The sequence below is a fragment of the Paraburkholderia fungorum genome (genome assembly GCF_046027605.1).
GTDB classification, from domain to species: Bacteria; Pseudomonadota; Gammaproteobacteria; order Burkholderiales; family Burkholderiaceae; genus Paraburkholderia; species Paraburkholderia fungorum_F.
In genome coordinates, this window is record NZ_JAQQEF010000001.1 from 166,408 (window position 1) to 190,620 (window position 24,213).

Sequence of the window (24,213 nt, forward strand, 5' to 3'; positions counted from 1 at the left end):
CTTGGCCCGCGCAGCCAGGTCTCGGTCGAACTGCTTTTTAGCGCGCATTCGTCTTGGCACGGCTCCTGCGAGCGGGTACAGTCTTTAGTCCCTCCCCCGCAAGGAGACTTGGCGAAATGAATCGCGACCCCGCTCCGCATCACCCGCTAGTCCAGCGTCTGATCGACGCGCGTCAAATTACGGACGCCCTGTTTTCCATCGTCAAACCCGAGTTTCTGTACGAACGGCCGATCCGCGAGCGCCACCGGATCGTGTTTTACGTCGGCCATCTGGAAGCTTTCGATCGTAATCTTTTCGATCAGCGCGTGTGCGATCTGCCGGCGTTCGATCCGCACCTCGACCAGCTGTTCGCTTTCGGGATCGATCCTGTCGACGGCGGCTTTCCCACCGACCAACCCAGCGACTGGCCGTCGCTCGACGCCGTGCGTGGCTACGCGCTGCGCGCCCGCGAGCAGATCGACCGCGAGCTCGATGCGCTGAGCGACTCGGCGCGGGTCGGCCGGGAAGGCACACAGGCTCAGGCGTCCGCGCAGCTGCTGAACGTCGCGATCGAGCATCGGCTGATGCACGCTGAAACGCTCGCGTACATGCTGCATCAGTTGCCGCTCGCGCAGAAGGTCTCCGAGTTGCGGGAGCCGGTGCTTACGCGATCTGAACCGCGCGAAGCGCTGTCGTCGATGGTCAGCGTGCCGGCCGGTGCAACGGTGCTCGGCATGTCGCGCGAGAGCGGGCATTTTGGCTGGGACAACGAGTTCGGCGAAATGCGCGTCGAGGTGCCGGCGTTCGAGATCGACCGCCACATGGTGACGAACGGCGCGTTTCGCGAGTTCATCGAGGCAGGCGGCTATCGCGAACCCAGGTGGTGGACGGAAAAGGATTGGGCCTGGAAGGAAGCCGAACATATCGAGCATCCGGCCTGCTGGGCGAAGCAAGCGGGAAGCGATCAGAACAGTGCATGGACACTACGCACGATGTTCGACGAAGTGCCGCTGCCGCTCGACTGGCCCGCCTACGTGAGTCATGCCGAAGCCAGCGCCTACGCGCGCTGGGCCGGCAAGGCACTGCCCAGCGAAGCACAATGGCAACGCGCCGCGCACGGCGCACCGCACGCGATGTCGGGCAATTTCGATTTCCGCAGCTGGGACCCGCAACCGGTCGATGCGCATCCCGACAACGTCAGCGCGTTCGGCGTGGAAGGTCAGTTCGGCAATGGCTGGGAGTGGACCTCGACGGTGTTCGACGCACTGCCGGGATTTGAAGCGTTTCCGTTCTATCCGGGCTACTCCGCCAACTTTTTCGACGGGCAGCATTACGTGATCAAAGGGGGTTCGCCGCGCACCGCGCAATGCATGTTGCGGCCGGCTTTCCGGAACTGGTTTCAGCCGCACTACCAGTATGTGTATGCGGGATTTCGGTGTGTGAAGGCGTTGACCATTTAAGCAATAGTGCAGTGGTCTGATTTTCTCGGACAGGTCGATAGGGGGACAATCCTGAGGCGGATTGGTTCGATCGCACAAGAGCAGCCATTCAAATAGAAAAGCAACCGTATTGGAAGTCAAGCGAGAAGCTGCCATACGTTCTTTCATGATCTCGAGGTACGCGCGTGCCGACTCGAACTCAGAGCCAAGTGAAGACGATTCGCCCTTCATCTGCGAAAGCGTCGCCCGGAGATACCGGATCAGGTGGGTAAGCATGCGCACGGCCGCAGGCGGATCCTTCTGAACCAGATACTGCACGCTGCCCAATGTGTTGAAAAAGAAGTGCGGCTCGATCTGTTTGCGCAACAACTTCAGTTGCGATTGGGCGAGGTCTTTCTCTCTTTCCATCAGCGCGGCGTGCGCTGTCGCCGCGTCGACCTCAGCTTGCAGGCGCCGCGAGCGCTCTTTCTCGATTTCTATTTCGGCCTGTAGGGCACGGGACCTCTGCTCCTCGTACGCGATCCGCATTTCGGCCTGCTCGATCTAGGCCTGGATCGTCCGCGCCTTCTGCTGAATATATCTGCGCCAGCTGCGCGCAGAGACGAGGACGGCAAATCCGATGGCGTCTGTCGTTTTGAGTTCAATTGCGCTTGCGCTGAGGAAACCATGAAGCAGATCTCCACCAAGGGTCGCACGACCCGTCGCGAGATCCTCCCCCTGAAACGTACGGTGCTCTGGGCCCCGACGTCCTTCCGGGGCAAGCTCGGTCGCTACGTCGGCATCGCGTTCGAAGCTGGGAAACTTTCCGTTGCCCTGGCTACAGAGTCTGGCCTGCGCTGGGTGCCGGCACAAGAAGCGCTCACCGATCCCGAGGCCAGTGACTGGGCCTCAGCAGGATTCAGACGTAGTCTGCCTCGCACCTGATTGCCGCCTTGCGTTGCCTGCCACTCGGCAGCCGAATGCGGATCACGCAGTAAGACTAGAACTTATGCCGGATTCCGACGCGAGCGACCGCTTGATGACGATTCGAAGAAGGCGGCAAATCGGCGATGTTCGCGACCGCCGCGTGCCCGGTCGAGTCGTCTCCGCTAACCGTCTGCCATGCGCCTGAAATATAGACATCGGTGCGCTTGGACAGCGTGTGATTCACACCGGCGGAGATCTGATTGTATTTGGCGCCCCCAATGGTTTGAGTCACGGCGTTCCCTTTCAGGAAGTTATAGGCCGCTCCAACCGACCAATCCGGGGCAATCAGGTACTGCAGGCTGACTTCCGCGTCGTTGAAATCCGCACTGCTTCCACTAAGCGCGGTAATGTTCGAATAGCGAATGTTCGAATAGGTCGCGCCGACGACGACGTGTCCGAACCTATAAGAACCGCCGGCCGCCACTACCTGGTACGTTCTTGCCGACGCATAGCCGCTGTAGATCGGGCTCGCGGTCAGCCCATTCGACGTCGCGGTATCGGTTGGATTGCTCCCGAACAAGGACGCCGCCGGATTGTTGACGTGTGAATATGCCACGGACATGCCAAGCGGGCCTCTCACGAAATGGGCTCCGAAAGAGTACGCCTGGTTGGTTGCAAGCGAGCCTGGCACGCCGCCGAAGCTATAGAGACTTTCGAAACTCAAACCGCCGTAGTTGGGACTCTGATACTTGACTGAATTGTTCTGGCGACGTGTGAAGTTGAAATTGTCGAGGTCGCCGGGATGTGCCGCGTGATCCGAGCCAAGATTTGAATCACCGAACTCGTATATTCCGACGTAGTCGATGATGGGATCATATTGCCGCCCGAGCGTCACGGCGCCATACCGGTCGCTCGACAATCCGACAAAGGCCTGACGGCCAAATTCATCGCCGCCTTGCGCGAGATTGCCGGTGTTGAGTTCAAAGCCGCTCTCGAGCGTAAAGATCGCCTTGAGGCCGCCGCCGAGATCTTCGGATCCTTTGAGTCCCCAACGGGACCCATTCAGCCCGTTGTTGGCATCGAGTCGAAACAGTCTGCCGCCGCTTTTGCTGCCGGCAACAGGTGCATTGCTGATTGCTTCGAAGCCCTCGTCAATGATGCCGTATAAGGTAATGCTGCTTTGCGCGTGCGCGGCAGGGACAGACACAACAAAAGCACATGTCACTATGACTTTTTTCATTAGCAAACTCGCAGGATGCCGGCGTCGCCCGCAGCGCGTGGAAAGCACACGCAGGTCCGACGATGCCGAAGCAGAAGAAAGAGGGCAAATCAAAGCCAATGAACGAAACGAACGCCGGCCCAATTTATTCCTCTGACTTTCAGAAAACGAGTCCGCGAGAGTTCTTGCAGCTCGCATAACGTGAGCGACCGCGGCTGAACAAGCGTTAGCCGGGATTAGTTATCGGGAGGATATGGATGGGCGATCTGGCGCGTTTCGCGGCGTATCACTTCGTCGCGCGTACGCGTGTTGCCCGTCACGTTCACGCGACGCACATGCACGCGCCCGCTCGTGTCGACTTGCATCTTGAGGTCGACCGTGTCTAGTGTCGTCGCGATTCCTTCGTCGCTTCGTGTGACTCGCTCTCTGAGCACTGATGGTCGCCATCGAGACAGTATTTTGGCGACCCGGAGTCGCTCTCGGGCGGGAGCAACTTACGTCACGCACCCGGACACGCTTCGAACCCGGTTAAAAAAAGCCCGCAGTGCGGGCTGTACGGGCAGCGCCATATGGCGTCGCCCTGTCACGTTACTGTCCATAACGATGGTGGGTCCTGGTTCATTCCAATACGTTGACCTTTTCCTTCGGTCTTTTACTATCGTCGAAAAGCGCCACTACTGCCCAGCTCCCGCACCGAACGCCTGGACTTTCAGCCGGCTACATCGACGAATCTATCCGTCCATATACACCCGTCGTCGCCGTTGGCCCCGCCGCGAAAAACAGCGTGTTGGAAGGCTGGTTGTCGACGTTGTTGCCGAACGCCAGGCCCCAGAGTCCGGGCTGTGTCACTTTCGAACCATTGGCCTGCGTGAGCGGCCCTTTCGACTCGCCAGTCACAGGATCGAACGCATTGATGGTGCCGTCGCCGAAGTTGCCGATCAGTAGGTCATTGCTGAACGCGCCGAAATTGGCCGGCGCCATGGCGATTCCCCACGGCGAATTGAGCGGCCCGTTTGACGCGATGCGCCTGACCAGGTGGCCGGCAGTATCGAATGCATCCACCACGCCGTTGCCTGCACCGCTTTGATCTCTGTGACCATCGGGCCCGAGCTTCGCATAGGCCACATAAATCGTATTGCCGACGGCCTGGATGCCGAACGGATTAAAACCCGCCGGTACGTTCGGATCGCTGAAGGCGCCGGCAGCCGAGACTTTCGTGAAAGTCTTGTCGAACATATCGACTTTGCCGTTATGGAAATCGGCGGCGTACAGCGTGCTTGCGCCGGCGTTGCTGGCGATCGCCAGGCCTGTGTATTCCGCTGCGCCCGCGCCGTCATCGTGAACTGTGACAGCCTGCATCGCCAGTACCTTAGGCGACCAGGCCGCGATCGTTCCGGCGAGGGTGGCGAAAATGAATGCCGCGTTGCCGGTTGCGCCATTCGCCGTGACGGCGAAGTCCGTCGTACTGTTGAAAACGATGCCAGTCGGACTCGCGGGCTGACCGCTTGCGGCCGGCGGCAGTGTGACGACGAGCGACTGCACCACGCCACTGCCGTCATACAGCGACGACTTCTGTGTATTGTTGTCCGATACCCAGACGGGGGTGGTCGGACCGAACGCGATGCCCCAGCCGTTTTGCAGATTGGGGTCGACGTGCTGCGCGGCGACGCTGCCGTCGGACACGAGAATGGTCGACTTGAATGTACCGGCGATCGCCGCGGGCATGTTGTTGTCTGAATTGCCGCCGCACGCAGCAAGCGCGAGCGTGGCCGCTCCAGCAAGCGAGAGAACAGTTGCAAGTTTATGCATGTCACCTCCTGAACTTTAAATGATTTGCTCATAGTCCCCGCGCGGCACGACCACTGAAAACGCGCGTCGACCCTTTTCTGTTCTGAACGAACGCACCAAGCCGCGGCGGCGTCGATGGCACCCTTGCCCCGCGACCTTCGCGTCGGCAGTGCGTCGTCATTGCGCATTGAACGATCAAGCACGCGTGTTTATTCCGTGCGATCCGTATTTGAGCCACCTGAGGTTCAAACTGTGGGGGGGTGATGCGCGCCCCTGAGCGTGAGCGCACCCTCGCGGGCACACCGGTCTCCCGGTTGTGAAGCATTGTGGGAATGCAGCACTTCAAGCGTCAGCCTGGCTTTCGGGCAATGCCAGCTCTCGCAGATGAGCAACCCATAGCCAATGTCAGGTCGCACGGCAAATGCCCACCGAAGCAGTCGTTCGTTCGAGCATGAAAGACGCTCCCGCGAATGGCCGCTACAGAAAAAGTCGAAAGCATCTTGTCGGGTAGAGATGTGGCGCGGTAGCAGTAGGTTCGGTTTGTCTGTTGCCGCCTCTTTCATCTGGAGCGTACGGCGTGTTCATGCGGGAAGTCGGCACATCTGAACCCAAAACATCCGTTTCGCAGCGACTCGCGATCACGATAATCGCGGCCGGATAACGGCGTTTACCAGCGCCGCCGCACATTTATTCCGACCTCGCTCGAGATTATTCAAGGTGCTCAGATCGAACCGGATCTCTTTCGGAAGCGCGGGAATATCCAGCGACGAAGCAGAGTCTACTCAGTGCACATCGCACCACACTCACCCAACACTCAGGAGTCTAAAGTGATTAAATCTATTGTGATCGCTGTTTCACTGACCACACTCACCCTGTCGAGTGCATTTGCTCAAAACGACACGCATCGCGTCACGCGTGCCGAGGTCAGGCATGAACTCGAGGAACTGGAAGCGGCGGGTTACGACCCGGCCCAAGGCGACGACAGTTCGTACCCTGCCGATCTTCAGGCTGCGGAAGAGAGGGTTGCCGCCAAACATCGAGCGGAAAGAGACGCGGCAATGAGCGCGAGTCAGAACGGGCAGACGCAACCGACGCCTTGAAGCAGTGACCACGCCACAGGACACGCTCGCCCAAGCCATCGCGCCCGCCAAGACGGAGGACGTAAAGGACGTGATGGCAGCGTCCAGGCACACCGCGTGCTTCCCCCTACTCCTGGTACGAAGCTTATTGTTCGACGGACAACCAGGAGCCGAAAATGAAAGCAAAAACACTGATCTGCGCTGCTGCTCTCACCGCGATCTGCGCCTCGCAAGGCGCCATCGCTCAAGTCGCCGGGCTGCAACCGCTCGGCGGCACGGTCGAGCAGACCAACGCGCTATTGAAGGGCTGGAGCGTGCGCCGTGCGCTCGTCGACGAACCGGTTTACAACGATCTCAACGACAAGATCGGCAGCATCTATGACGTGATCATCTCGCCGGACCGTAAAGCGACCTACGCGGTCGTGTCGGTCGGCGGCTTCCTCGGTATGGGCAAGCACTACGTGGCGATTCCGGTCGACCACTTCGAAATCCGCGACGGCAACCTGTTCCTCGCCGGCGCGACGAAGGACGCACTGAAATCCGTGCCGGAGTTCGAATACAACAAACTCGAAAAGGCGACCAAGCCGCATAAGGTCAAGACCGAATAGTGGCGTTAATGGTGCTAACGGTGTTATCGCCGTCCTCTCGTTCGATGGCTCGCGCGTCATAACGCGAGCCTCGTCAGTTCAAGCTCTCATTTCCCATACATATCGAAGCTGAAATACTTCGCTTCGATCTTCCGGTACGTACCATCGCGCAAAATCTCCGCAATCGCGCCATTCAACGCAGCGCGCAAATCGGCATCGCTCTTGCGCACGCCGATTGCATCGCCGTCGCCCATGATCCTCGGGTCGTACACCGTGTCTCCGGCGAACGCGAAACCCGCACCGCCCGGCGTGTCGAGAAAGCCCTGCTTACCCTGCACCGCGTCCATCAGCACGCCGTCCACGCGGCCTGTGCTCAGGTCCGCGTAGGCCTGATCGTAGTTCTGATACGCGACCACCTCAGCACCGGCCGGCGCCCACTTCTCGCGTGCGTAGGTCTCCTGCACCGTGCCTTGTTCGACCGCGATCTTCTTGCCCGCCAGCTTCGCCGCAACAGGTTGCAACGCGGCCTTCTGGCTGCCGATCAGACGCGTCTGGTTGCGATAGAGACGATCCGTGAAGTCGATCTGCTCGCGACGTTTCGCGGTCGCCGCCATCGACGACAGGATCATGTCGAACTTGCGTGCCTGGAGCCCGGGAATCAGACCGTCGAAACTGGTTTGCACCCACACGCATTTGGCCTTCAGCTTCGCGCACAGTGCGTTGCCGAGGTCGACGTCGAAGCCCACCACGGAACCGTCCTTGGCAAGCGATTCGAACGGCGGATAGGTCGCATCGATACCGACGCGTATCGTCGACCAGTCCTTCGCGGACGCCGCGCACGACATCGCCAGCGACGCCGCCATCAATACACAGGAAGCCATTAGTTTGACGCTACGTTTCATCACCGCACTCCAGGCAGGAACACATCAGGAAAGGGAACAGCAAAGGCAAAAGGCAAAAGACAAAAGGCGAAGGGCAAAGAAGGCATACCGTCTCTATCGCGCGCCCCTTCAAAGCGCGCCGCGCGGCCCGCACACCATCAACTCGGAAACTCACCGCGCACGAAATCGTTATCGGATGGCAGCGCAGTGGCGAGTTCATCGATCGTCACTGGTTTGATCGGCGCGCGGATGCGGTAGTAGCCAACCTCCTCGGGCTGACGCCCCTGCACTTCGGCAAGCAGTTCGCTGACCGTCGTGCCGCACCAGCGTCCCTGGCAAGGCCCCATCCCGCAGCGGGAAAACGCCTTCATCTGATTCGGGCCGGCGCAATCGAGCCGTGCGATGCGGCGAATCTCGCCCGCACTGACCTCTTCGCAACGGCACACGATGACGTCATCGGCGGGACGGCGCAGCGACGGCGATGGGGTATAGAGCGCGTCGAGCAACGGACGAATCGCCAGATGGCGATCCAGCGCGGCGCGAGCGCTGTGGCTATCGCGCTCCCGCACCGCCAAAGCAATGCGTTCGAGATCCGCGGCGATGTCGAGCGCCGCCAATTGACCTGCATGTTCGGCGGCTTTCGCGCCGCCAATGCCCGCACCGTCGCCTGCAATCCACACGCGTTTGACACTGCTGCGGCCCCAACTGTCGAGCCGCGGACGCCAGCACGCCTGAGCCTCGTCCCATTGATGCGCGCAACCTGTCGAGCGCGCTGCGTTGCTGCCCGGCACGACGCCTTGATGCAGCAGAATCAGACCCGCGGCGACCTCATGCTGTTGATCGCCGACACGAAACCGCAACCCCCTCGCCTGTGCATCGCCGAGCACTTCGACATTATGGGCCGCGCGATAAATCTCGATCCCGCTGCGCCGCACGGCGCGCATCATGCGCAGCCCTTTGAGCAAGTATTCGCTCGCCCGCAAGGCACGCGGCAGGTGCCGCAACGCGCTCAGCGACGCGCCACGGGGCGTGGTATCGACGATCGCGCGCAACGTGCGGCCGGTCTGCAAGACCTGTGACGCGTACAGCCACAGCAACGGCCCGCTGCCCGCCAGCACGGTGTCCGGGCCCGGCACGAGGCCGCCCGATTTCAGCATGGTCTGCGCCGCGCCGACGCCCATCACGCCCGGCAGCGTCCAGCCACGAACCGGCCACGGGCGCTCCTGCGCACCGGTTGCGAGCAGCAGCGCTTGCGACTGCACGCGCGTCGTGCCGCCCTGCTCGCCACGACGCGTGAGCATCGCGGAAATCGTCGCGCCCGGTTCGATCTGCCAGACCAGCGTTTGCGGAAAGTATTGCGCGCCACTCGCCATGAAGCGCGCGATCAGCGAGCGGCCCGCCGTGTAATCGGCGCCGAGCACGCGCTCGGTGTCAGCGACGCGGGAGTGGGCCGCTTGCCGATAAATCTGCCCGCCCGCATGCGCGCCTTCATCGGCGACGATCACCGACAAGCCACGTCCGCGTGCTTCGATCGCCGCGGCCATGCCCGCCGGACCCGCGCCGACAATCAGCAGATCGCATTGCGGTTCGCTCAAGCTGCTCATGCGAGCCTCGCTTTGCCGCGCATGCTGCGCACGCGCATACCCGGCCGCACGGCGGTCATACAGGCCTGCTGATTGGGCACGCCGTCGATTTCGACCAGGCACTCGAAGCACACACCCATCATGCAAAACGGTCCGCGCGGCTCGCCGCTGACCTGCGACGTGCGGCACGTGGTGTTGCCGCCCGCGAGCAGCGCTTCAGCCACCGTAAAGTGCGCGGGAACCTGACTATCGTTGCCGTCGATATCGACGGACACTGTCTCGGCCGTGGAAAGTGGCAATAACTCAAACATGGCAACTCTCTATCGATGGTTTGAAGCGCGCTGTCACAAACGGTTCGATCACCGCAGGACGCGCGCCGCCTGCAATCCACGGCGCGAGAGTATCCGCATGCGCGGCGGCCAGCGTGACGCCGCTATGGCAAATGGCGATGAAGGCGCCCGGATGAGTGGCCGACTCTTCGTACACCGGCAAGCCGTCAGGCGTCATGATGCGCAGCGCGCCCCACGCGCGCACGATGCGGGCGTGCGCAAGCATCGGAAACGCGGTGCGGGCGCGGCGGGCGATGTCGGCCATCACGTCGCGCGTCGTGCCGTCGTCGAAACCGGCGTTTTCCGCCGAATCGCCGAGCATCACCGAGCCTTCACGGGTTTGCCGCACGACGAGCGTCGGATAGTCGAGGAATGGCGCCAGTTTTTCCGTCACCATGATCTGGCCGCGCAACGGTGAAATCGGCGCATGCAGGCCGACCATCGGCCCGAGCCGCGCGTTGCCGAGTCCCGCGGCGAGCACCACGCGGCCGGTCTCGAACGTGCCGCCGGACGTGACGACATCGAAACGCCCTGAACGGGGGCGCACCTCGGTCACGTCATGACGCGGCAGATACACGCCACCGCCCAACTGAAACGCCTGATGCAAGGCACGCAACGTGAACAGCGGACTAGCGTGGCCGTCGTTGCGCGAATAGAGCGCGCCGGCAAGCGCCGACGAGGCCGCCGGAATCCGCCGGCGCAGCGCCGCGTTATCGAACACCCGATAGCCGAGCCCCGCTTCGCGTTGATGCAGCGATTCGAGCAGTTTCTGGCCCGCTTCCAGTTCAGCCGCCGTCTCGCACAACTCGATCCCGCCCGGTCGATCGAAACCGGGATCGACGCCCGTTTCACGCTGCAACTGCACGGCAAACGAGCCCCAGCGTTCAGAAGAACCGAGCGACCACTGCGCGTAAGGCAGACAGCGAGCGCCCTTCCCCTGCACCCAGACGAGCCCGAAATTCCCGCGTGCCGCGCGAAACGCCGTGTCGTCGCCATCGCAGACCGCGACCCGTGCGCCGCTGCGCACCAGCCCGTACGCGATCGCCATGCCGACGAGTCCGCCGCCGGCAACGACGATGTCGAAGGTTCGCGGCGTACTCAACGGCACGCCCCGACCGATCGGATATTATGGATACGGCTCACGCGACAAATCCCTTTTAAATTAAGCTAATGCGAAGCTTGGCGCGGTCAAAATGACGCGTCCAATGCCGTTTTTTTTGCTCTCCATGCGTCAATGTTATGCCCTCATCGGACCTTAAAATTCGCCAGGTGGAAGCGTTTCGCGCGCTGATGCAACGGCAGACCGTAACGCGCGCCGCCCAGGCGCTGCACGTGTCTCAACCCGCCGTGAGCCGGCTGTTAGCCGACTTCGAGACCGGCGTCGGTTTCATGCTGTTCGAGCGTCAGCAAGGCCGGCTGGTGCCGACCGCCGAAGCCCGCGTGTTGTACGACGAAGTGGAACGCGCGTTCGTCGGGCTGGACCGCATCGCGCTCGCAGCGCAACAAATCCGAGCGATGCGGCGCGGCTCGCTGACTGTCGCGGGCTCGCCCGCCGTGGCGCTCGAATTGTTGCCGCAAGTCGTCGCGGGCTTTATCGGCGAGCATCCCGGCGTGGACGTCACGCTGCTCACGCACAGTGCGCAAACGGTGGTCGAACTGGTGGCGTCGCAGCGGTGTGATGTCGGCTTTGTGGCGGAGGCGATTCCGCATCAGGCCGTGCGGCTGGAACGGCTGACCGACGCCCCGATGCGCTGCATCGTCCCGTTCGGGCATCGGCTGGCAAAGAAGCGCGTGCTGCGGCCGGCCGATCTGCGCGACGAACCGTTCGTGTCCTTTCCCCGCTCGTTCGACGCGCGTAACGCTATAGACCGGGTGTTCGTCGAGCACGAGGTGCCACGGCAATTGATCGTTGAGGCGCAACTGTCGCGCACGGTCGTGTCGCTGGTTGCGAACGGCGCGGGCGTCGCGCTGATCGATGCGGTGACCGCGGCCTACGCGGGCAAAGAGGTGGCCGTGCGGCCGTTCGAGCCGGAACTGCGCGATCCGGTCTATCTCGCGAGTGCGGCAGCGCAATCGCTGTCAGCGGTGGCTTCCGCGTTTGTGGTGCGTGCGCGCAAGGCGCTGGGGGATCTGGTCACTTGAGAAGGGCGATCTTTCAGTCATTCGCGCCAGTCACCAGTTGCAAGGGTGTTTCAATCACCCGCGACAATTCACTCTGCTTTCTCTGTTCAGTCACGGCCTTCAACGCGACATCAACACCGAACACAGCTTGCCGTTCGGCAAACTGGTTCATCGTCGCGAGCACGCGGCCGTCCGCGAGCAGCGGCTTGATCGCGTCGCTGTCGTTATAGCCGGTGACATACACACCGCCGGTTCTGCCAGCGTCGCGAACGGCATCCACCGCCCCCATCGCCATATTGTCGTTGCCGCACATCAACGCACGAAGCTGCGGATAATCCCCGAGCATCTTCGCTGCAACGTCCCGGCCTTTCCCGTAGTCCCAGTTGCCGGCCTGGATGGCGACAAGCTTCACGCCGGCCGCGCTCATTGCATCCTGGCCGCCCGCCGTGCGTTGGCGCGCATTGCGGTCGGCGGAAATCCCTTCGATGATGCCGACCTGATCGCCTGGCTTGAGCCGTCTCGCCAGATAATCGCCCACCTGCCTCGCGCCCTTGCGATTATTCGGGCCGACGAAGGGCACAGAAATGTGGGCGGCATCTTGCGACGCGTCATCGAGCGGGTTATCGATCGTGACCATGATGATGCCGGCCTTGATCCCTCGCGCCACGATAGCGGTCAGCGCCTTCGAGTCGGTCGGCGCGATGACGATCGCGTTCATCCGGGCCTTGATCAACTCGTCCACCATGCGGATCTGCGCGGCCGTGTCGCTCTGCGCTGCCGTTCCGCGCACAGTCAAGTCGAACTGCGACGGAAAGTGCTTCTCGTAATTGCGCGCGGCGTTTGCCATTGCTACCGTGAACGGGTCGGTCATCGACTTCAGCACGAGGGCGATCTTCAGCTTGCCGCTCTGTATGGCATCGACATGAGCCGCACCTGTCAGGCCTGCCGCAGCAAGCGTGCCGGCAACCAGCACGCGGCGGCGCATCTTCTGCGTCATTGATTGTGTCTCCTTAGGCACGGCGGACGAATGGTTGCATTGCGCTCACACAATCATCGGATCAAACGGCCGCCAACGCTGCCGCGTCCCGGTCGCCTGCGCCCGCTAGTTGCCGCAACGCGGCAACGATGTCGTCGAATAGCGGCCGGCTGCCGATATCGTCGTTCAAGCAATTGTCTTTCAACGCCACCAGCTTCGCCGCGATGGACGCTTCCGCATCCGGCCAGTCGCATCGCTCGATCAACTCTTCGAGCAGGCAACCATATGCCCTGACTTCCACGCGCTGCAACGCGGGGTTGAGGTCGCGACGATCCGTGGCATAGAAAGACGCCGCGCCAAAATCGCCCAGCAGCGCGCGACCGTTGCCGCCATGCAGAATATTGTGCGCGTACAGATCGCCATGCATCACGCCTTGCCGATGCAGATGACACGCTGCCGACGCGATACCGGATGCAATACGTAACGCCGAAGCCAACTCGAAGCGCGTGTCAGCGCTATAAATGTCACGCGTGCATGACTCGAGGCTCGGTGGTCCGGCAAGATTTGTGAATTGAGGATCGATCAGCTCCATCACCAGACCATGCGCGCCTGCCGGATGGTCCTTCACTTTACCCACCACCGGAATCAGGTTCGAATGATCGCCGGCGCGAATACAGGCCGCCATCTCGCAGTCCGGCAAGCCGTCGCTGGTGACGGCGCCCTTGAACAATTTGACGGCTACGGGCCGCTTCGTCTCGTCATCACGAGCCAGAAGTGCCGCACGATAAATTACACCGGACGCCCCTTCGCCGAGCTGCTGTTCGAGTTTCAATTCGTCCCATCCAATATGGGCGATCGGCGTATCGATCAATGCCGCCGTTTCCAGTGCTTCGCTCAACGGATTGCCGGCGAATGCCAACCAGGAAAGCCGCGGTAGACGCAGCAGCCATACGGGTAGTTCGCCGAGTTGATTGGCCGCGAGACGCAGCAGTTCGAGCCGCGAGCAGGCGGCCAATTCCTCGGGCAGCGTCCGCAACCGGTTACCGGCGAGCATCAACTTCTGCAACTGGGTGCAGGCGCCGATTTCCGGCGGCAGTGCTTCGATCTCGTTATCGGTGAGGATCAGCCAACGCAGCAGCGGCGGCAGCGATGTGCCCGACACCTTGCGGATGCGGTTTGCCTTGAAACCGACCATGCTCAGCTGCGAGCACTGCCCGAGCACTTCCGGCAATTCGGTGAACGGGTTGTCGGAAGCAAAGAGGATGCGCAACTTGCTGAGACGCGGTAAATCGTCGGGCAGCGACGTGAGCGCATTGCCCGACAAATCGAGAATTTCCAGCGTGTCGGCCAGATCGAAAATCTCGCGGGGAAATTCGCTCAGCCCGCACGCCAGCTTGAGCCGGCGAGTACCCGCCAGTTGTCCGGCCCGCAATTGTTCGAGGGGAGTAGTCACAGTCGTGAAAAAGATGTCCGGTTGCCGGTGAGCGATGTGCCAAGGGTTCAATTCTACTGAGTCGCGAGCCACGCGCGGAATTGGATAGCAAGATCCGGCGTGACCTCGGCGGGGACGGGGGTTAAGCTGTCAGGTATCGGAGCCATTGGAGAGCGAGTTTCGCAGACTCGCATCGAGCGATGTCAGCCTCCAGCCAGCCAGGAATCCAGCAAAATGACCTACGCCTACATGTTGATGAATTCGCCCGTCGGCGAACTGAAGCTCGTTGCAAACGGTAACCGGCTCGCCGCCATTCTGTGGGAAAACGACAAGCCGAACCGGGTGCGTCTGCCGGAGACAGTCGAGGCGGACGAACGCCCGATCCTGATCGAAACCAGGCGGCAGTTGAACGAATATTTCGCGGGGACGAGAGACCGGTTCGATCTTGAACTCGACTTCCAGGGAACGGACTTCCAGAAGAAGGTTTGGGCGGCGCTCCTGACAATCCCGTTCGGCGAGACGCGCAGCTACTCGGACATCGCCACGCAAATCGGCAACCTCAATGCCGTGCGGGCCGTGGGCGCGGCGAACGGCAGAAATCCGATTTCGATCGTGGCGCCGTGTCATCGCGTGATCGGCGCGTCCGGTGATCTGACCGGCTTTGCAGGTGGATTGGCGAACAAGATGTTTCTTCTTTCGCTCGAAGCCGGGCAGACCTCGCTGGAAGCGGCTTCGGATTCGGCTGTATCTGGGCCTGTGGCTGCGGCTTCGGCCGCCGCACCGGAAAGGGTCGACCGGGACGCGCTGGTGAAACCGGCACGCCCGGCGCCCGCTCGCGGGACGCAGGCCTCGTTATTCGGCAACTGAACTGAATCGGGCCGAGTCGAAACGCAGCGGTGGCCTTATGCGGCGCCGCTAAACACGTCGAGTCAAATCGCATCGCCCGCCCGGCTTTATCACGATCGCTTCGCCCATTGTTCCTGGAGAATCGCGGCCGCCGCCGTGGCCGCGACCTGGCAACCGAGGACAATATGCTCCTCGGCCGTATCTTCGATGAAGTCGTGGCTCACGCCGCCAATGCTCGGCACGAACATCATGCAAGCCGGCATGCAACGGGCGATGACCTGGGCGTCGTGCGCGGCCCCGCTCGGCATGCGCAACCATTGGCCCGGCGCCACAGCCTCGGCCACGCGGGCGAGATGCTCCGCGAGCGCCGGGTCCATCGTCACCGGCTTCATGGCTTCGTCGGCGGTTGTCAGTTCCACGCCCACAGGACCTTCTGCGTTGCAGTCCCGCACGAGCTCCGCCAGTCTCGCCTCCATCGCCTGCAGGCGCGCGGCGTTCGCGTCGCGGAATTGCAGATACATATCAGCTTGCCCCGGCACGACGCTGAGCGACCCCGGATCGAGGTCGATGCGTCCCACCGTCCACACGGTGTCGGCGTCCGCGAGTTGCGCGAACGCTTCGTTCATCCGCGCGATAAATGCAACCAGCGCCGCGCCGGCGTCCCGCCGGATCGACATGGGCGTGGTGCCGGCATGATTGCGTTGCCCCGTGAAACGCAACCGCAATTCGCGCAGCCCGACGATCGTGGTGACGACACCAATGGACTTGCCAATGGCTTCCAGACGGCCGCCCTGTTCGATATGCGGCTCGAGATACGCGACATGGCGGCCTTGCTCGAAGCGGGCGCGTGGCAAGCCGGCAAGGCCGGCGGCTTCGAGCACGTCCTGCAGGCGCTGCCCTTCCCGGTTCGTGGCGCTTCGAATCGTCGCATCGACGGGATCGCCCACGAAGCTGCGACTGCCAAGCAAACCTGAAAAGGTGCCCTCTTCATCGATCCAGGACGCCACATCCACGGCAAGGTGGCTCGTCGCTTCGTTCTCGCCCAGCGCGCGAGCGATCTCCAACCCATAGATGACGCCCATCGCGCCGTCGAGCCAACCGCCGGTGGGCTGCGTATCGGTATGAGAGCCGACGACTAGCGCGGGACCGCTTTTGCGCGAGCGGCCGAACACGGTCCCCACGCCGTCGATAACGGCATCGAGTCCCGCCTGCGCCATGCGCCCGGCCAGCCATCGACGCGATGCCAGGTCCACCGGCGAGAGCGCGAGACGCACGACGCCAGGTCCCGTGGCGCCAAAGCTGCGCAGCTGTTTGAGATCGGTCAGTAACCGGTCTGGATCGATCTTCACCACGTTCAGATTTCCTTTGATGTTTGCCAATGTCGCACGACGGGTCTGCCGACATGCTGCATGGAGAAGATTACACGGCCTGGTGCTGGGCGATTCTATCGATCGCTCGCGCGTGCAGCTAGCGTTTGGTCCGCGAAGATCGGCGGCACGCTCGATAGCATCGATACGTCCCCGCGACGCTCAGAATTTAGCGAAGAAAGCCCGCGCGGCGAGCATGCAGAACGACGCGACCAGTTCGCCGTGATAGGCCCGCAGCACGGCTGAAGCGCCGCCGTCGGTTGCGCCGCCTGCCACCGCTCGATTCGCGAGCGTCGCCTTCGCACTGGCGAAGCCCTGCTTGATGGGCGCGTACGGATCATTGGACTCGCCGGCCGCCGAGTCCACATCCAGCACGGATGTCAGCCCTGCCGGCACTTTGGCGTTCTGCCAGTAGGCCTGCTCAATAGGTGCATTGAAGAAAAACACAGTGGGATCCGAGCCGCCGCCGCACAACAGAACCGGCGCTCGCGGCGCCCAGTTGCGCAAGTCATTGCGCTTGAACGCCTGACGCAGCGGATGCGTGGGATTTTCCGCCGGCGTCATGGCAACCGTGCTGTTCGGAAACGCACCGTCGGGATTGGCCGCGGCGTCTTCCAGCAGACTCAGGCGATAGGCGTTGCGCACGAGATTGGCGTTGCCGAATCCGGCGGCAAACAAAGGGATCAGCGCGGACGGAGCGAGCGGTGGCGACGCCGGCGGCGTCATCGATTCGAATTGCGGCGCGGGAGGAACGCTGTTGAAGAGATGCGCCGAGGGTAGTTTCCCCTGCGAGATGAGTGTATCGAGCGGCTGCACGCTGGGCAGAAGCTTCTCGATGTTCGGGGCATAGGCCCCTTCGTAGAAGTCGTCAGGCTTGCGATAGATAGTCTGATAAGCATGCTGGTAGCCCGTCACGATCAAGGTCGTGAACAGCGTCGAACCCAGATTCACTTCGCCTTCGATGAGCGCATCCGCGGTGGCGGCGAGCGCATAGGGACCCGACCCCGGCGCGGATGCGGTGACCTTGACCCCGGCCGCCTGCAAAGCACGATGCGTCGCCAGGGCCACGAAGCCGCCTTGCGAATAGCCGGTGACGAACAGCTTGCCGTTCTCGCGCGTCCCGCTTTGCGGCTTCGCTTCCTTCAGGACGGCGCGGGACGCGCGCAGCGAGTCGATCACATCGGCGGATTGCTGGCCGGCGTTCAGATAAGGGTGATACGTGAGATCGGAGCCGGCGTAGCCGGCATAGTTGGTCGCCACGACGATATAGCCTTGGGCCGCGTACATGGCGGCGACGGCTATGCCTTCCCCCGCGCCGGCGCCGTTGCCCGGATCCGTTCGGGTGATATCGGCGATGTTGTAGTTGCGGTATGCACTGGTGCCATGCGCGTAAAGCATCAGCGGACGCGGTCCGCTGCACGCGGCCGACTGTCCGCCCGGAATCATCAAGGCGCCACTCGCGTTGGTGGGCTCGCCCGCGCCGCCGATGGTCCGGTAGCGGAAGGTCACGATCTCCACACTGCAAGCGGGCACGCCGGCGATCTGCTCGAGTTGCCGGCCGGATGCGGTCGATGCAAGCAAGGTCGACAATGCCGCTGCACTGAGCCGTAACGTGACGCGATGATCGAGGAGCTGGCCGCGAGTGTTGCAACCCTCATCGCAACCGGAACCGGCCTGCACATCAGCACTGGCACCCAACGCCAAACATGTCAGCAGCATGAGGGCCGCAGTTCGCATCGCTAGAGGCATGTGAGGCTCCGTCATGTTGGTATCGATTGCGACGATTGGTTGCGTTTGGCAGGCGTCAGCACTTCGGCGTGGGAAAGCCGCGGTCGGTTCGCAGCCCGGTGAAACGCTGCATGGCGACGGCGGCTCGAAGCTCCAAGCGCGACCATTCAGGCGCATTTTCGGTGTCGTCGGGAGATACATTTGATTAGGCATCCGGATTGACGCGCAGCATCAAAGGCGAACGCTCCACGAAAACGGTGCACCTGTGGTCGCTCAGCCAGCGGCGCGTACGCTCGCCGCTGGCTGAGTACCTTACGACACAGCCTCGCGCTTTCCTGCTACTTCCAAAGTGTGCGGCCGAAGAATGTCAGCGTGCGGTCCCAGGCCTGCTGCGACCACACCGGGTCGAACTGGGTCTTGGCGATACGGCCCGGGCCGACCGCTGTTTCGTTCGCGAACGCATGGTGCGCGAGATAGCGATGAAACTCGATGTCGACATTGGCCGCGGTAAGCTTGGCCTCCAGGGCGTCGACCGTTTCAGCCGCAAAAAACTCGTCTTGCGTCGCCCAGTGACCGAGAACCGGCACTTTGATTTTCGACGCGTCGATGTACTCAAGCGGCGGAAAGCCGTACCAGACCACACCGGCCGACACTTCAGGGATATTGCATAGCGCGAGCAGCGTAAGCGCGCCACCCATGCAATAGCCGGTGACGCCGACGTTCGTCGAATGCTGCTTCAGATACTGGACCGCGCCCCGCACATCCTGAGTGGCGGCGTCGCCGAAGTTGAGTTCGCTCATCAGATGGTGCGCCTCTTCTTCTTCCACCGTCGATTTGCCGCGGTAGAGATCGGGCACCAGCGCCAGATAACCGGCCTGCGCCAACCGGTCGGCCACGCCGCGAATCTGGTCGTTCAAACCCCACCACTCCTGAATCACGACGATGGCAGGCGCGCCCTCCGGTTTTTTCGGCTTGGCCAGATAACCCTGAACATCTTTGCCGTCAGGGCGGTTAAACGTGATCATCGATCCCGTAGTCGGTTTCATCAGTTGCTCCTCGAGGTAGGCGAAGCCGCTAGCATAGCGCCAGTGTGGCAAGTTCCGCTGAGCCGGGCTTCGCCGCCAACCGGCCGATATCCCGTCTGTTGTCGGCAAGTATGCAGGTATTCCATTTCATTCGACCTGGATCCTACGGCTCGTAAGCACCGGGTCGCCTTCATTCCAAATCAGTACTGGGCGAAATTCAATCGGGCAAATTCTTTCAAACTTTGGGATTACCTGACCATGAAGTCCACCACGCCAAGCTGACAATTTTTTTCCACCCTTATGCTGGTGGAGCCTTTTCGTTTATGATCACCCCCCAAACGAAGTTGGCCACTAAAATCACCCTGTTTTAGCGGAATCATGCCGTCAAATTGTTAAATTTTAGTATGTGGCAAAAATGCCCGATCTTCGTAAGCATTACCTGTAAAATTGACTGATCACCGTCTCTCAGGTTCTGGCAATCGTCGGACGCCAGAGTCTTTCAGGCCGACACGATGTGTCGGCCTTTTTTTCGTGCCGCTGAATTACCTGAAAAAAACTTCACTCGCTGATTTTAAAAACCATTAATCCAATAGAGAAATCAGATCTCTCGAAAGCCTTTTTGAGAATAGTTAAAATTTTCTTTCGACCATGTGCCGTTATATAGCATTGCATGGCGAGACTATCAATCCCACAACACACAATGCCTATAGCGCTTATTGCCGCACCCGATAATTCGCGAGAAATTCCGATACCCTGGCGAGTCCTGTTTCAAGCACATGCCGGTTATTCGCATAGCCGATCCGCACGTAGCCTTCCATATCCAGCGCACTGCCCGGCGTAAACATCACACCGGTCTGTCCGATCAGCGCGGTGCAAAATTCCAGTGACGAGATCGGAAGATCGTATTTCAGCAGCGCAGTCGTTCCCGACTTCGGCTTGATATACGAAATAGCCGGCTCGTTCGCCACCCATGCGTCCAGAATCGCCAGATTGGTACGGACGATGTCGTGATTGCGGGCAAGAATCGCCGCCCGGTTTTCAAGTGCGATAGAAGCGAAATGGTCGTCGATCATGCCGACGCTGATCGTGTTGTAGTCGCGATGAATCGCAACGGCGCGAATCAACTCCTTTGGACCGGCAATCCAGCCGAGCCGGAGGCCGGCAAGCGAGTATGTCTTGGACATGCTGCCGGTACTGATGCCTCGCTCATAAATGTCGGCGATCGAAGCCGTATAGCCGTTGCCGACCTGATCCGTACCGCGATAGACCTCGTCGCACAGCACATAGGCGCCGCACGACCGCGCAATCCCGGCGATGTCGGCCAGAAACTGCTCGTCCATCAGCGAGCCGGTTGGGTTATTCGGATTGTTGATCGCGATAAGTCTGGTTTTATCGTTGACGAGACTCCGGAATTTAGCGAGATCCGGAAGAAAGCCGTTTTCTTCACGCAGCGTCAGGATCCGCACGTCCGCGCCGTAGCTCTCGGGAATCGAATAATGCTGCTGATAGGTAGGCAGCACGGAGATCACCGTGTCACCGGGTTCGACCAGGGTCTGATAGACCAACGCGTTGCCGCCGATCGCGCCGTGCGTGACGATCAGGTTGTCGGGCGTCTGGCGTGTGTACATCGACGCAATCGCCTCGCGCAACCGCATCGAGCCTTCGATCGCGCCGTACGTCAGCCTGAGTGGCCTTAGCTCGTCGAGAATGGTGTCCTGCTTGTCCGCTAGCGTGAGCAATTGATCGATCGTCAGCGATTCGATGCAGGTCTCGGCGAGGTTATACGTGCACTGGTTCTCGTAGAGATCCATCCAGCGTTCGACGCCGAAGTCCTTGATCTTCATTTCACTCTCCTTTGTGATTCGATCGGATAGGGATCGGCGCAAGGCTCGGCGCCTGTCATCATTTCCGCGAGCAAACGAACCGTCACGGGACCGAGTATCAATCCGTGGCGATTGTGGCCAAACGCAAACCAGACCGACGCAGGCATGATCAGCCAGCCCGAGGAATTGTTCAAGGACGACTGGCAAGAACGGATCAACCCTTTTCTTCACGCATGGCTTCTGGAGCGCCAGTTGGCGTTGAATTCGCTGACCCGCGACCAACCGTCGTGAATTAGTCGAAGCCCTTTGGGCAGAAGGCGCATTCAAGGGGAAAAGTGCTGCAAACTATGTGGCAAACGTACCAGGGATGGGACGCGCCGCCGTGTATCAGCACATAAGAGATCTGCGGGACAAGGCAGCCTGAAAAGACGCGGATAAGGCTGCAAGCATTCGATGGGGGTGACGACACGCCGCGCTGCCTGATCGTTGCGCGAGCAACAGGCCTTGCGATCGGCTTTTTGTCGGAAAGGTTGATCGACGCGCCGCTTTCACCCACGGCGCGTCGATTCTACCCGGCCTGATTGGCCGGTGTTATTGGCCCGTGTACCCGACCGGCACAGTCGAATTGGCCTTGGCCACCGTCGCGTTGTTCGACACGATGTACTGCGGCACCTCGGTGAGGGTCAGCGTGACTTTACCGTTGGTATAGGCAACCGTGCTGGTATTGCCGTAACCATCGATCTTCGTCACATTGCCAGACGTTCCGGCGCTGTCGACCTGAAGCGAATAGCTCGTCGAGTATGTCTGGCTATAGAGGCCATTGCCGGTGGGCCATTGCGCATTGCTGTGCGCCCACGCAGCAGTCACCACCTTGCCATTGCCGAGTTGCTGGAACGCATACGCAAAGGTTCCGGCGGGCGCACCCGTGACCCGGCCCAACGTATTCGTGCCATCCAGCACACGAGTCATCGTGGCGAATGCCATTGCCTCGGGCTTCGGCGAGAGGTTTGTTGCGCCGTACGCGCCTTGTGCGTCATTCAGATCGAAGAACGAGCCGTATCCCACTTCGCCCGGATAGTCGGGACCGTAGAAGAGCGTCGTCAACTGCGCGCCACCGCCCAGCACGATGATGTGCGAGCGCACGCCAACCGCCGCATGCGCGAACAGCTGGTTCTGCGACGGCACCGTGGGGCCGTAGTTAAGACCCGGATCGTAGCTCGTGCCTGCTTCGGTGAAGAACAGCTTCATGTTCGGCTTGCCTGCTTGCATGACCGAACGCAACTGCGTCATCTGGTTGTCGAGCGCGTTCGCCTGGTTCGCCGGATTCGGATCCGAGTCCTGCAATTCAGGCGGATGAGCCGGATACGTGCCCGCGTTCCAGTAGCCATGCGTCGAGACTGCATCGATGTAGTTCCACAGGCCCAGCGCACCGAACTTCTGCAGATAGCCGGTTGTGCAGGTGTCGCAATTCGAGGGGAACGGATTGCCGGTACCCATCACGACGGCATTCGGATCGGTTGAGTGAATGCCCTGATACGCGGCCTTGTACATGGCGACGAAATTCGCGTCGCTATCCGCCCAACCGAGGCTCGGCTCCCAGGTCACCTGATAGTAATTCTTTTGCTGGTTCGGGTAGTTTGCAGCGCGGATCAGGCTCGTATCGGTACCGACCTTGGCCATGAAGCTCTGGAATTCCGGCATGTTCAACGGCGCGTAATAGCTGTCGTTGAACTGACCCGTCTTCGAGTCCCATGCAGGCAGTCCATCGAGACGCACGATGCGCATCTGATCGGGATTCGCTTTATAGAACGGATCGAGATCGTTCACGCTCGGCGTGTACGTATTGGGTCCATTGGGTTCCATGGCCGATACCTCACGGTCGTCGATGGTCCATGAGATGCCCAGATCGTGCAGCGCGGCGATGTTGCCGTTAAAGCCCTGCATGCCGAAGCGATGCTGATCCTGATGAGCGTACGTGACGGTGCCGAGCACCGGCGTCAGGTTTGGCAGCACGCCGAACGTAGCGATCCCCACCGGACGTGTTCCGGTGTTCGGCAACGTTCCGCCGTTCGAGCGCAGCGTCGCGGTCAACGCGCCATAGCCCGACCACGTCGACGTACACGGAATCGAGTTGGTTTGCACGCCGGCACTCACGGCAAAACTCCCCTGCGTCTTGATCGCGCCAGTCGAATCCGCTACGGACCAGACGACCGTATCCGCGCTGGGTGCGTTCGTTGTAATCGCGAGCTTGAACGGTGCGTTGTTCTGGAAAATGCGCATACCGTCGGTGGTGGGGGTGTCGGCGCTGATCACGCCCTTCGCGGTCCCGCCAGCCGTGTGAGTGGGTGTGCCGCATGAGAGGGTCGAGCTGCCTGGTGTTGGCGATGGCGTTGGCGATGGCGTCGGCGATGGCGTTGGTGCTGGTGTCGGTGTCGGTGTCGGTGTCGGTGCCGGCGTCGGGCTGGCGGCAACCGCTCTCACCCAGCATGATTTGCCGTAACCGTATGCGGGATCTGTCTGTGAAACTGCGCCAACATAACATCCGACGCCGTTGCTAAAGGTACGCGGGGCCGTCAACATGACCGACGGCGTGTTAGGCGGCACTGCGCCGAACACCACTGAGCCTGTTCCGAGGAATTTGCAGCTGCCGTTCTCTTGTGCGCACAACGTGTATTGCTGCCCTGAGACGGTGATGGTGCTTGCCTGAGCCTGCGCATTTTCTGCACCAAACCATGCCAACACGGTTGCTGCCGCAACCCCTAGAAGTTTGAAATTTCTCGTCATTGTCCGTATGTATCGGTGAAAAGCAGGTTATCCCCGAGAATGAGCAGGATCGAACTAAGCCGTCCCGCCGTGGCGTTTTTTTGAGTACAGAGAGAGTTGAAGCGGCGAACGCGATGATTGCGTTCATTGCTGATGAAGCTGGCGCTTCCGATGTGCCGCTATCCGTTAACAGATGCCGTCAGGCATTCGAACGCGCGCTGATCGCTACGACAGCGCTGGACATTTCGACCTGTCACCAGACAACGGGTATTTATTACGCAATACTTACTATCAACTAAAAACTCACTCGACGATGTCCTGTCAGTGATGACGCTTTCTGAT

General features: G+C 61.1%; 21 protein-coding genes and 3 pseudogenes. 8 read left to right on the plus strand and 16 right to left on the minus strand.

Annotated features, from left to right (window positions below; all coding sequences use genetic code 11):
* Positions 1–116: 116 nt before the first annotated feature.
* Positions 117–1,439 (plus strand): SUMF1/EgtB/PvdO family nonheme iron enzyme, encoded by a 1,323-nt coding sequence (locus PQR53_RS00745; RefSeq protein WP_408450602.1) that lies wholly within the window; start codon positions 117–119, stop codon positions 1,437–1,439.
* A 189-nt stretch (positions 1,440–1,628) separates the two neighbouring features.
* Here PQR53_RS00745 and PQR53_RS00750 read toward each other — a convergent pair.
* A pseudogene (locus PQR53_RS00750) lies at positions 1,629–1,946 on the minus strand (histidine kinase); the annotation flags it as partial.
* Between the two features lie 138 nt (positions 1,947–2,084).
* On the opposite strand from PQR53_RS00750, the gene PQR53_RS00755 reads away from it, so the two are divergent.
* Positions 2,085–2,342, plus strand: a complete 258-nt coding sequence (locus PQR53_RS00755; protein WP_408450604.1) for a hypothetical protein — start codon at positions 2,085–2,087, stop codon at positions 2,340–2,342.
* Positions 2,343–2,397: 55 nt separating this feature from the next.
* Here PQR53_RS00755 and PQR53_RS00760 read toward each other — a convergent pair whose 3' ends face one another.
* From PQR53_RS00760 to PQR53_RS00770, 3 genes are all read right to left on the minus strand, one after another.
* A complete protein-coding gene (locus tag PQR53_RS00760) occupies positions 2,398–3,564 on the minus strand; it encodes a porin (protein WP_408451141.1) in 1,167 nt (388 codons plus the stop codon).
* A 215-nt stretch (positions 3,565–3,779) separates the two neighbouring features.
* Complete coding sequence (locus PQR53_RS00765) at positions 3,780–3,908, minus strand: hypothetical protein (protein WP_408451172.1); 129 nt, start codon at positions 3,906–3,908, stop codon at positions 3,780–3,782.
* Positions 3,909–4,260: 352 nt separating this feature from the next.
* The gene (locus PQR53_RS00770; RefSeq protein ID WP_408450606.1) at positions 4,261–5,352 is read right to left on the minus strand and encodes a TIGR03118 family protein; all 1,092 of its coding nucleotides are present in this window, start codon (positions 5,350–5,352) and stop codon (positions 4,261–4,263) included.
* 806 nt (positions 5,353–6,158) lie between these two features.
* Between PQR53_RS00770 and PQR53_RS00775 the strand changes: the two genes are divergently transcribed.
* Together PQR53_RS00775 and PQR53_RS00780 are read left to right on the plus strand one after the other, a co-directional pair.
* Entirely contained in the window at positions 6,159–6,431 is a 273-nt protein-coding gene (locus PQR53_RS00775; protein ID WP_408450608.1) for a DUF4148 domain-containing protein, read from the plus strand.
* A 155-nt stretch (positions 6,432–6,586) separates the two neighbouring features.
* A complete protein-coding gene (locus tag PQR53_RS00780) occupies positions 6,587–7,018 on the plus strand; it encodes a PRC-barrel domain-containing protein (protein ID WP_408450610.1) in 432 nt (143 codons plus the stop codon).
* An 86-nt stretch (positions 7,019–7,104) separates the two neighbouring features.
* Here PQR53_RS00780 and PQR53_RS00785 read toward each other — a convergent pair whose 3' ends face one another.
* The 4 genes from PQR53_RS00785 to PQR53_RS00800 form a co-directional block, all read right to left on the minus strand.
* The gene (locus tag PQR53_RS00785) at positions 7,105–7,878 is read right to left on the minus strand and encodes an ABC transporter substrate-binding protein (protein ID WP_408451142.1); all 774 of its coding nucleotides are present in this window, start codon (positions 7,876–7,878) and stop codon (positions 7,105–7,107) included.
* Between the two features lie 158 nt (positions 7,879–8,036).
* The gene (locus PQR53_RS00790; RefSeq protein ID WP_408451143.1) at positions 8,037–9,473 is read right to left on the minus strand and encodes an FAD-dependent oxidoreductase; all 1,437 of its coding nucleotides are present in this window, start codon (positions 9,471–9,473) and stop codon (positions 8,037–8,039) included.
* Between the two features lie 5 nt (positions 9,474–9,478).
* Entirely contained in the window at positions 9,479–9,772 is a 294-nt protein-coding gene (locus PQR53_RS00795) for a (2Fe-2S)-binding protein (RefSeq protein ID WP_408450612.1), read from the minus strand.
* Positions 9,765–10,892 (minus strand): NAD(P)/FAD-dependent oxidoreductase, encoded by a 1,128-nt coding sequence (locus PQR53_RS00800; protein WP_408450614.1) that lies wholly within the window; start codon positions 10,890–10,892, stop codon positions 9,765–9,767. Before PQR53_RS00800 ends, PQR53_RS00795 begins: the two co-directional genes overlap by 8 nt.
* A gap of 137 nt (positions 10,893–11,029) precedes the next feature.
* On the opposite strand from PQR53_RS00800, the gene PQR53_RS00805 reads away from it, so the two are divergent.
* Positions 11,030–11,932, plus strand: coding sequence for a LysR substrate-binding domain-containing protein (locus tag PQR53_RS00805; protein ID WP_408450616.1), 903 nt, complete (start codon positions 11,030–11,032; stop codon positions 11,930–11,932).
* A gap of 13 nt (positions 11,933–11,945) precedes the next feature.
* Here PQR53_RS00805 and PQR53_RS00810 read toward each other — a convergent pair whose 3' ends face one another.
* Together PQR53_RS00810 and PQR53_RS00815 are read right to left on the minus strand one after the other, a co-directional pair.
* On the minus strand, positions 11,946–12,908 hold the full coding sequence (locus tag PQR53_RS00810; protein ID WP_408450618.1) for a substrate-binding domain-containing protein: 963 nt from the start codon (positions 12,906–12,908) through the stop codon (positions 11,946–11,948).
* Positions 12,909–12,969: 61 nt separating this feature from the next.
* Positions 12,970–14,340: a leucine-rich repeat-containing protein kinase family protein gene (locus tag PQR53_RS00815; RefSeq protein ID WP_408450620.1), complete on the minus strand. Its 1,371-nt coding sequence runs from the start codon at positions 14,338–14,340 to the stop codon at positions 12,970–12,972.
* 213 nt (positions 14,341–14,553) lie between these two features.
* Between PQR53_RS00815 and PQR53_RS00820 the strand changes: the two genes are divergently transcribed.
* Positions 14,554–15,186: a methylated-DNA--[protein]-cysteine S-methyltransferase gene (locus PQR53_RS00820; RefSeq protein WP_408450622.1), complete on the plus strand. Its 633-nt coding sequence runs from the start codon at positions 14,554–14,556 to the stop codon at positions 15,184–15,186.
* Between the two features lie 89 nt (positions 15,187–15,275).
* Here the strand turns inward: PQR53_RS00820 and PQR53_RS00825 are convergent, their stop codons facing one another.
* The 5 genes and pseudogenes from PQR53_RS00825 to PQR53_RS00845 all read right to left on the minus strand — a co-directional run.
* Positions 15,276–16,517, minus strand: coding sequence for a Zn-dependent hydrolase (locus tag PQR53_RS00825; RefSeq protein WP_408450624.1), 1,242 nt, complete (start codon positions 16,515–16,517; stop codon positions 15,276–15,278).
* 177 nt (positions 16,518–16,694) lie between these two features.
* Positions 16,695–18,281, minus strand: coding sequence for an alpha/beta hydrolase family protein (locus PQR53_RS00830; protein ID WP_408450626.1), 1,587 nt, complete (start codon positions 18,279–18,281; stop codon positions 16,695–16,697).
* A gap of 317 nt (positions 18,282–18,598) precedes the next feature.
* The gene (locus PQR53_RS00835) at positions 18,599–19,306 is read right to left on the minus strand and encodes a dienelactone hydrolase family protein (protein ID WP_408450628.1); all 708 of its coding nucleotides are present in this window, start codon (positions 19,304–19,306) and stop codon (positions 18,599–18,601) included.
* 692 nt (positions 19,307–19,998) lie between these two features.
* On the minus strand, positions 19,999–21,129 hold the full coding sequence (locus PQR53_RS00840; protein WP_408450630.1) for an aminotransferase: 1,131 nt from the start codon (positions 21,127–21,129) through the stop codon (positions 19,999–20,001).
* Positions 21,126–21,263: pseudogene (locus tag PQR53_RS00845) on the minus strand (amino acid dehydrogenase); the annotation flags it as partial. The pseudogene PQR53_RS00845 and the gene PQR53_RS00840, both read right to left, overlap by 4 nt.
* 4 nt (positions 21,264–21,267) lie before the next feature.
* Between PQR53_RS00845 and PQR53_RS00850 the strand changes: the two are divergent.
* Positions 21,268–21,532: pseudogene (locus tag PQR53_RS00850) on the plus strand (helix-turn-helix domain-containing protein); the annotation flags it as partial.
* 167 nt (positions 21,533–21,699) lie between these two features.
* On the opposite strand, the gene PQR53_RS00855 reads toward PQR53_RS00850, so the two are convergent.
* On the minus strand, positions 21,700–23,421 hold the full coding sequence (locus PQR53_RS00855) for a hypothetical protein (protein ID WP_408450632.1): 1,722 nt from the start codon (positions 23,419–23,421) through the stop codon (positions 21,700–21,702).
* Positions 23,422–23,462: 41 nt separating this feature from the next.
* Here PQR53_RS00855 and PQR53_RS00860 point away from each other — a divergent pair, with 41 nt between their 5' ends.
* Positions 23,463–23,666 carry a hypothetical protein gene (locus PQR53_RS00860; protein ID WP_408450634.1) on the plus strand — a complete coding sequence of 68 codons (204 nt, stop codon included), beginning with the start codon at positions 23,463–23,465 and terminating at the stop codon, positions 23,664–23,666.
* Positions 23,667–24,213 lie beyond the last annotated feature (547 nt).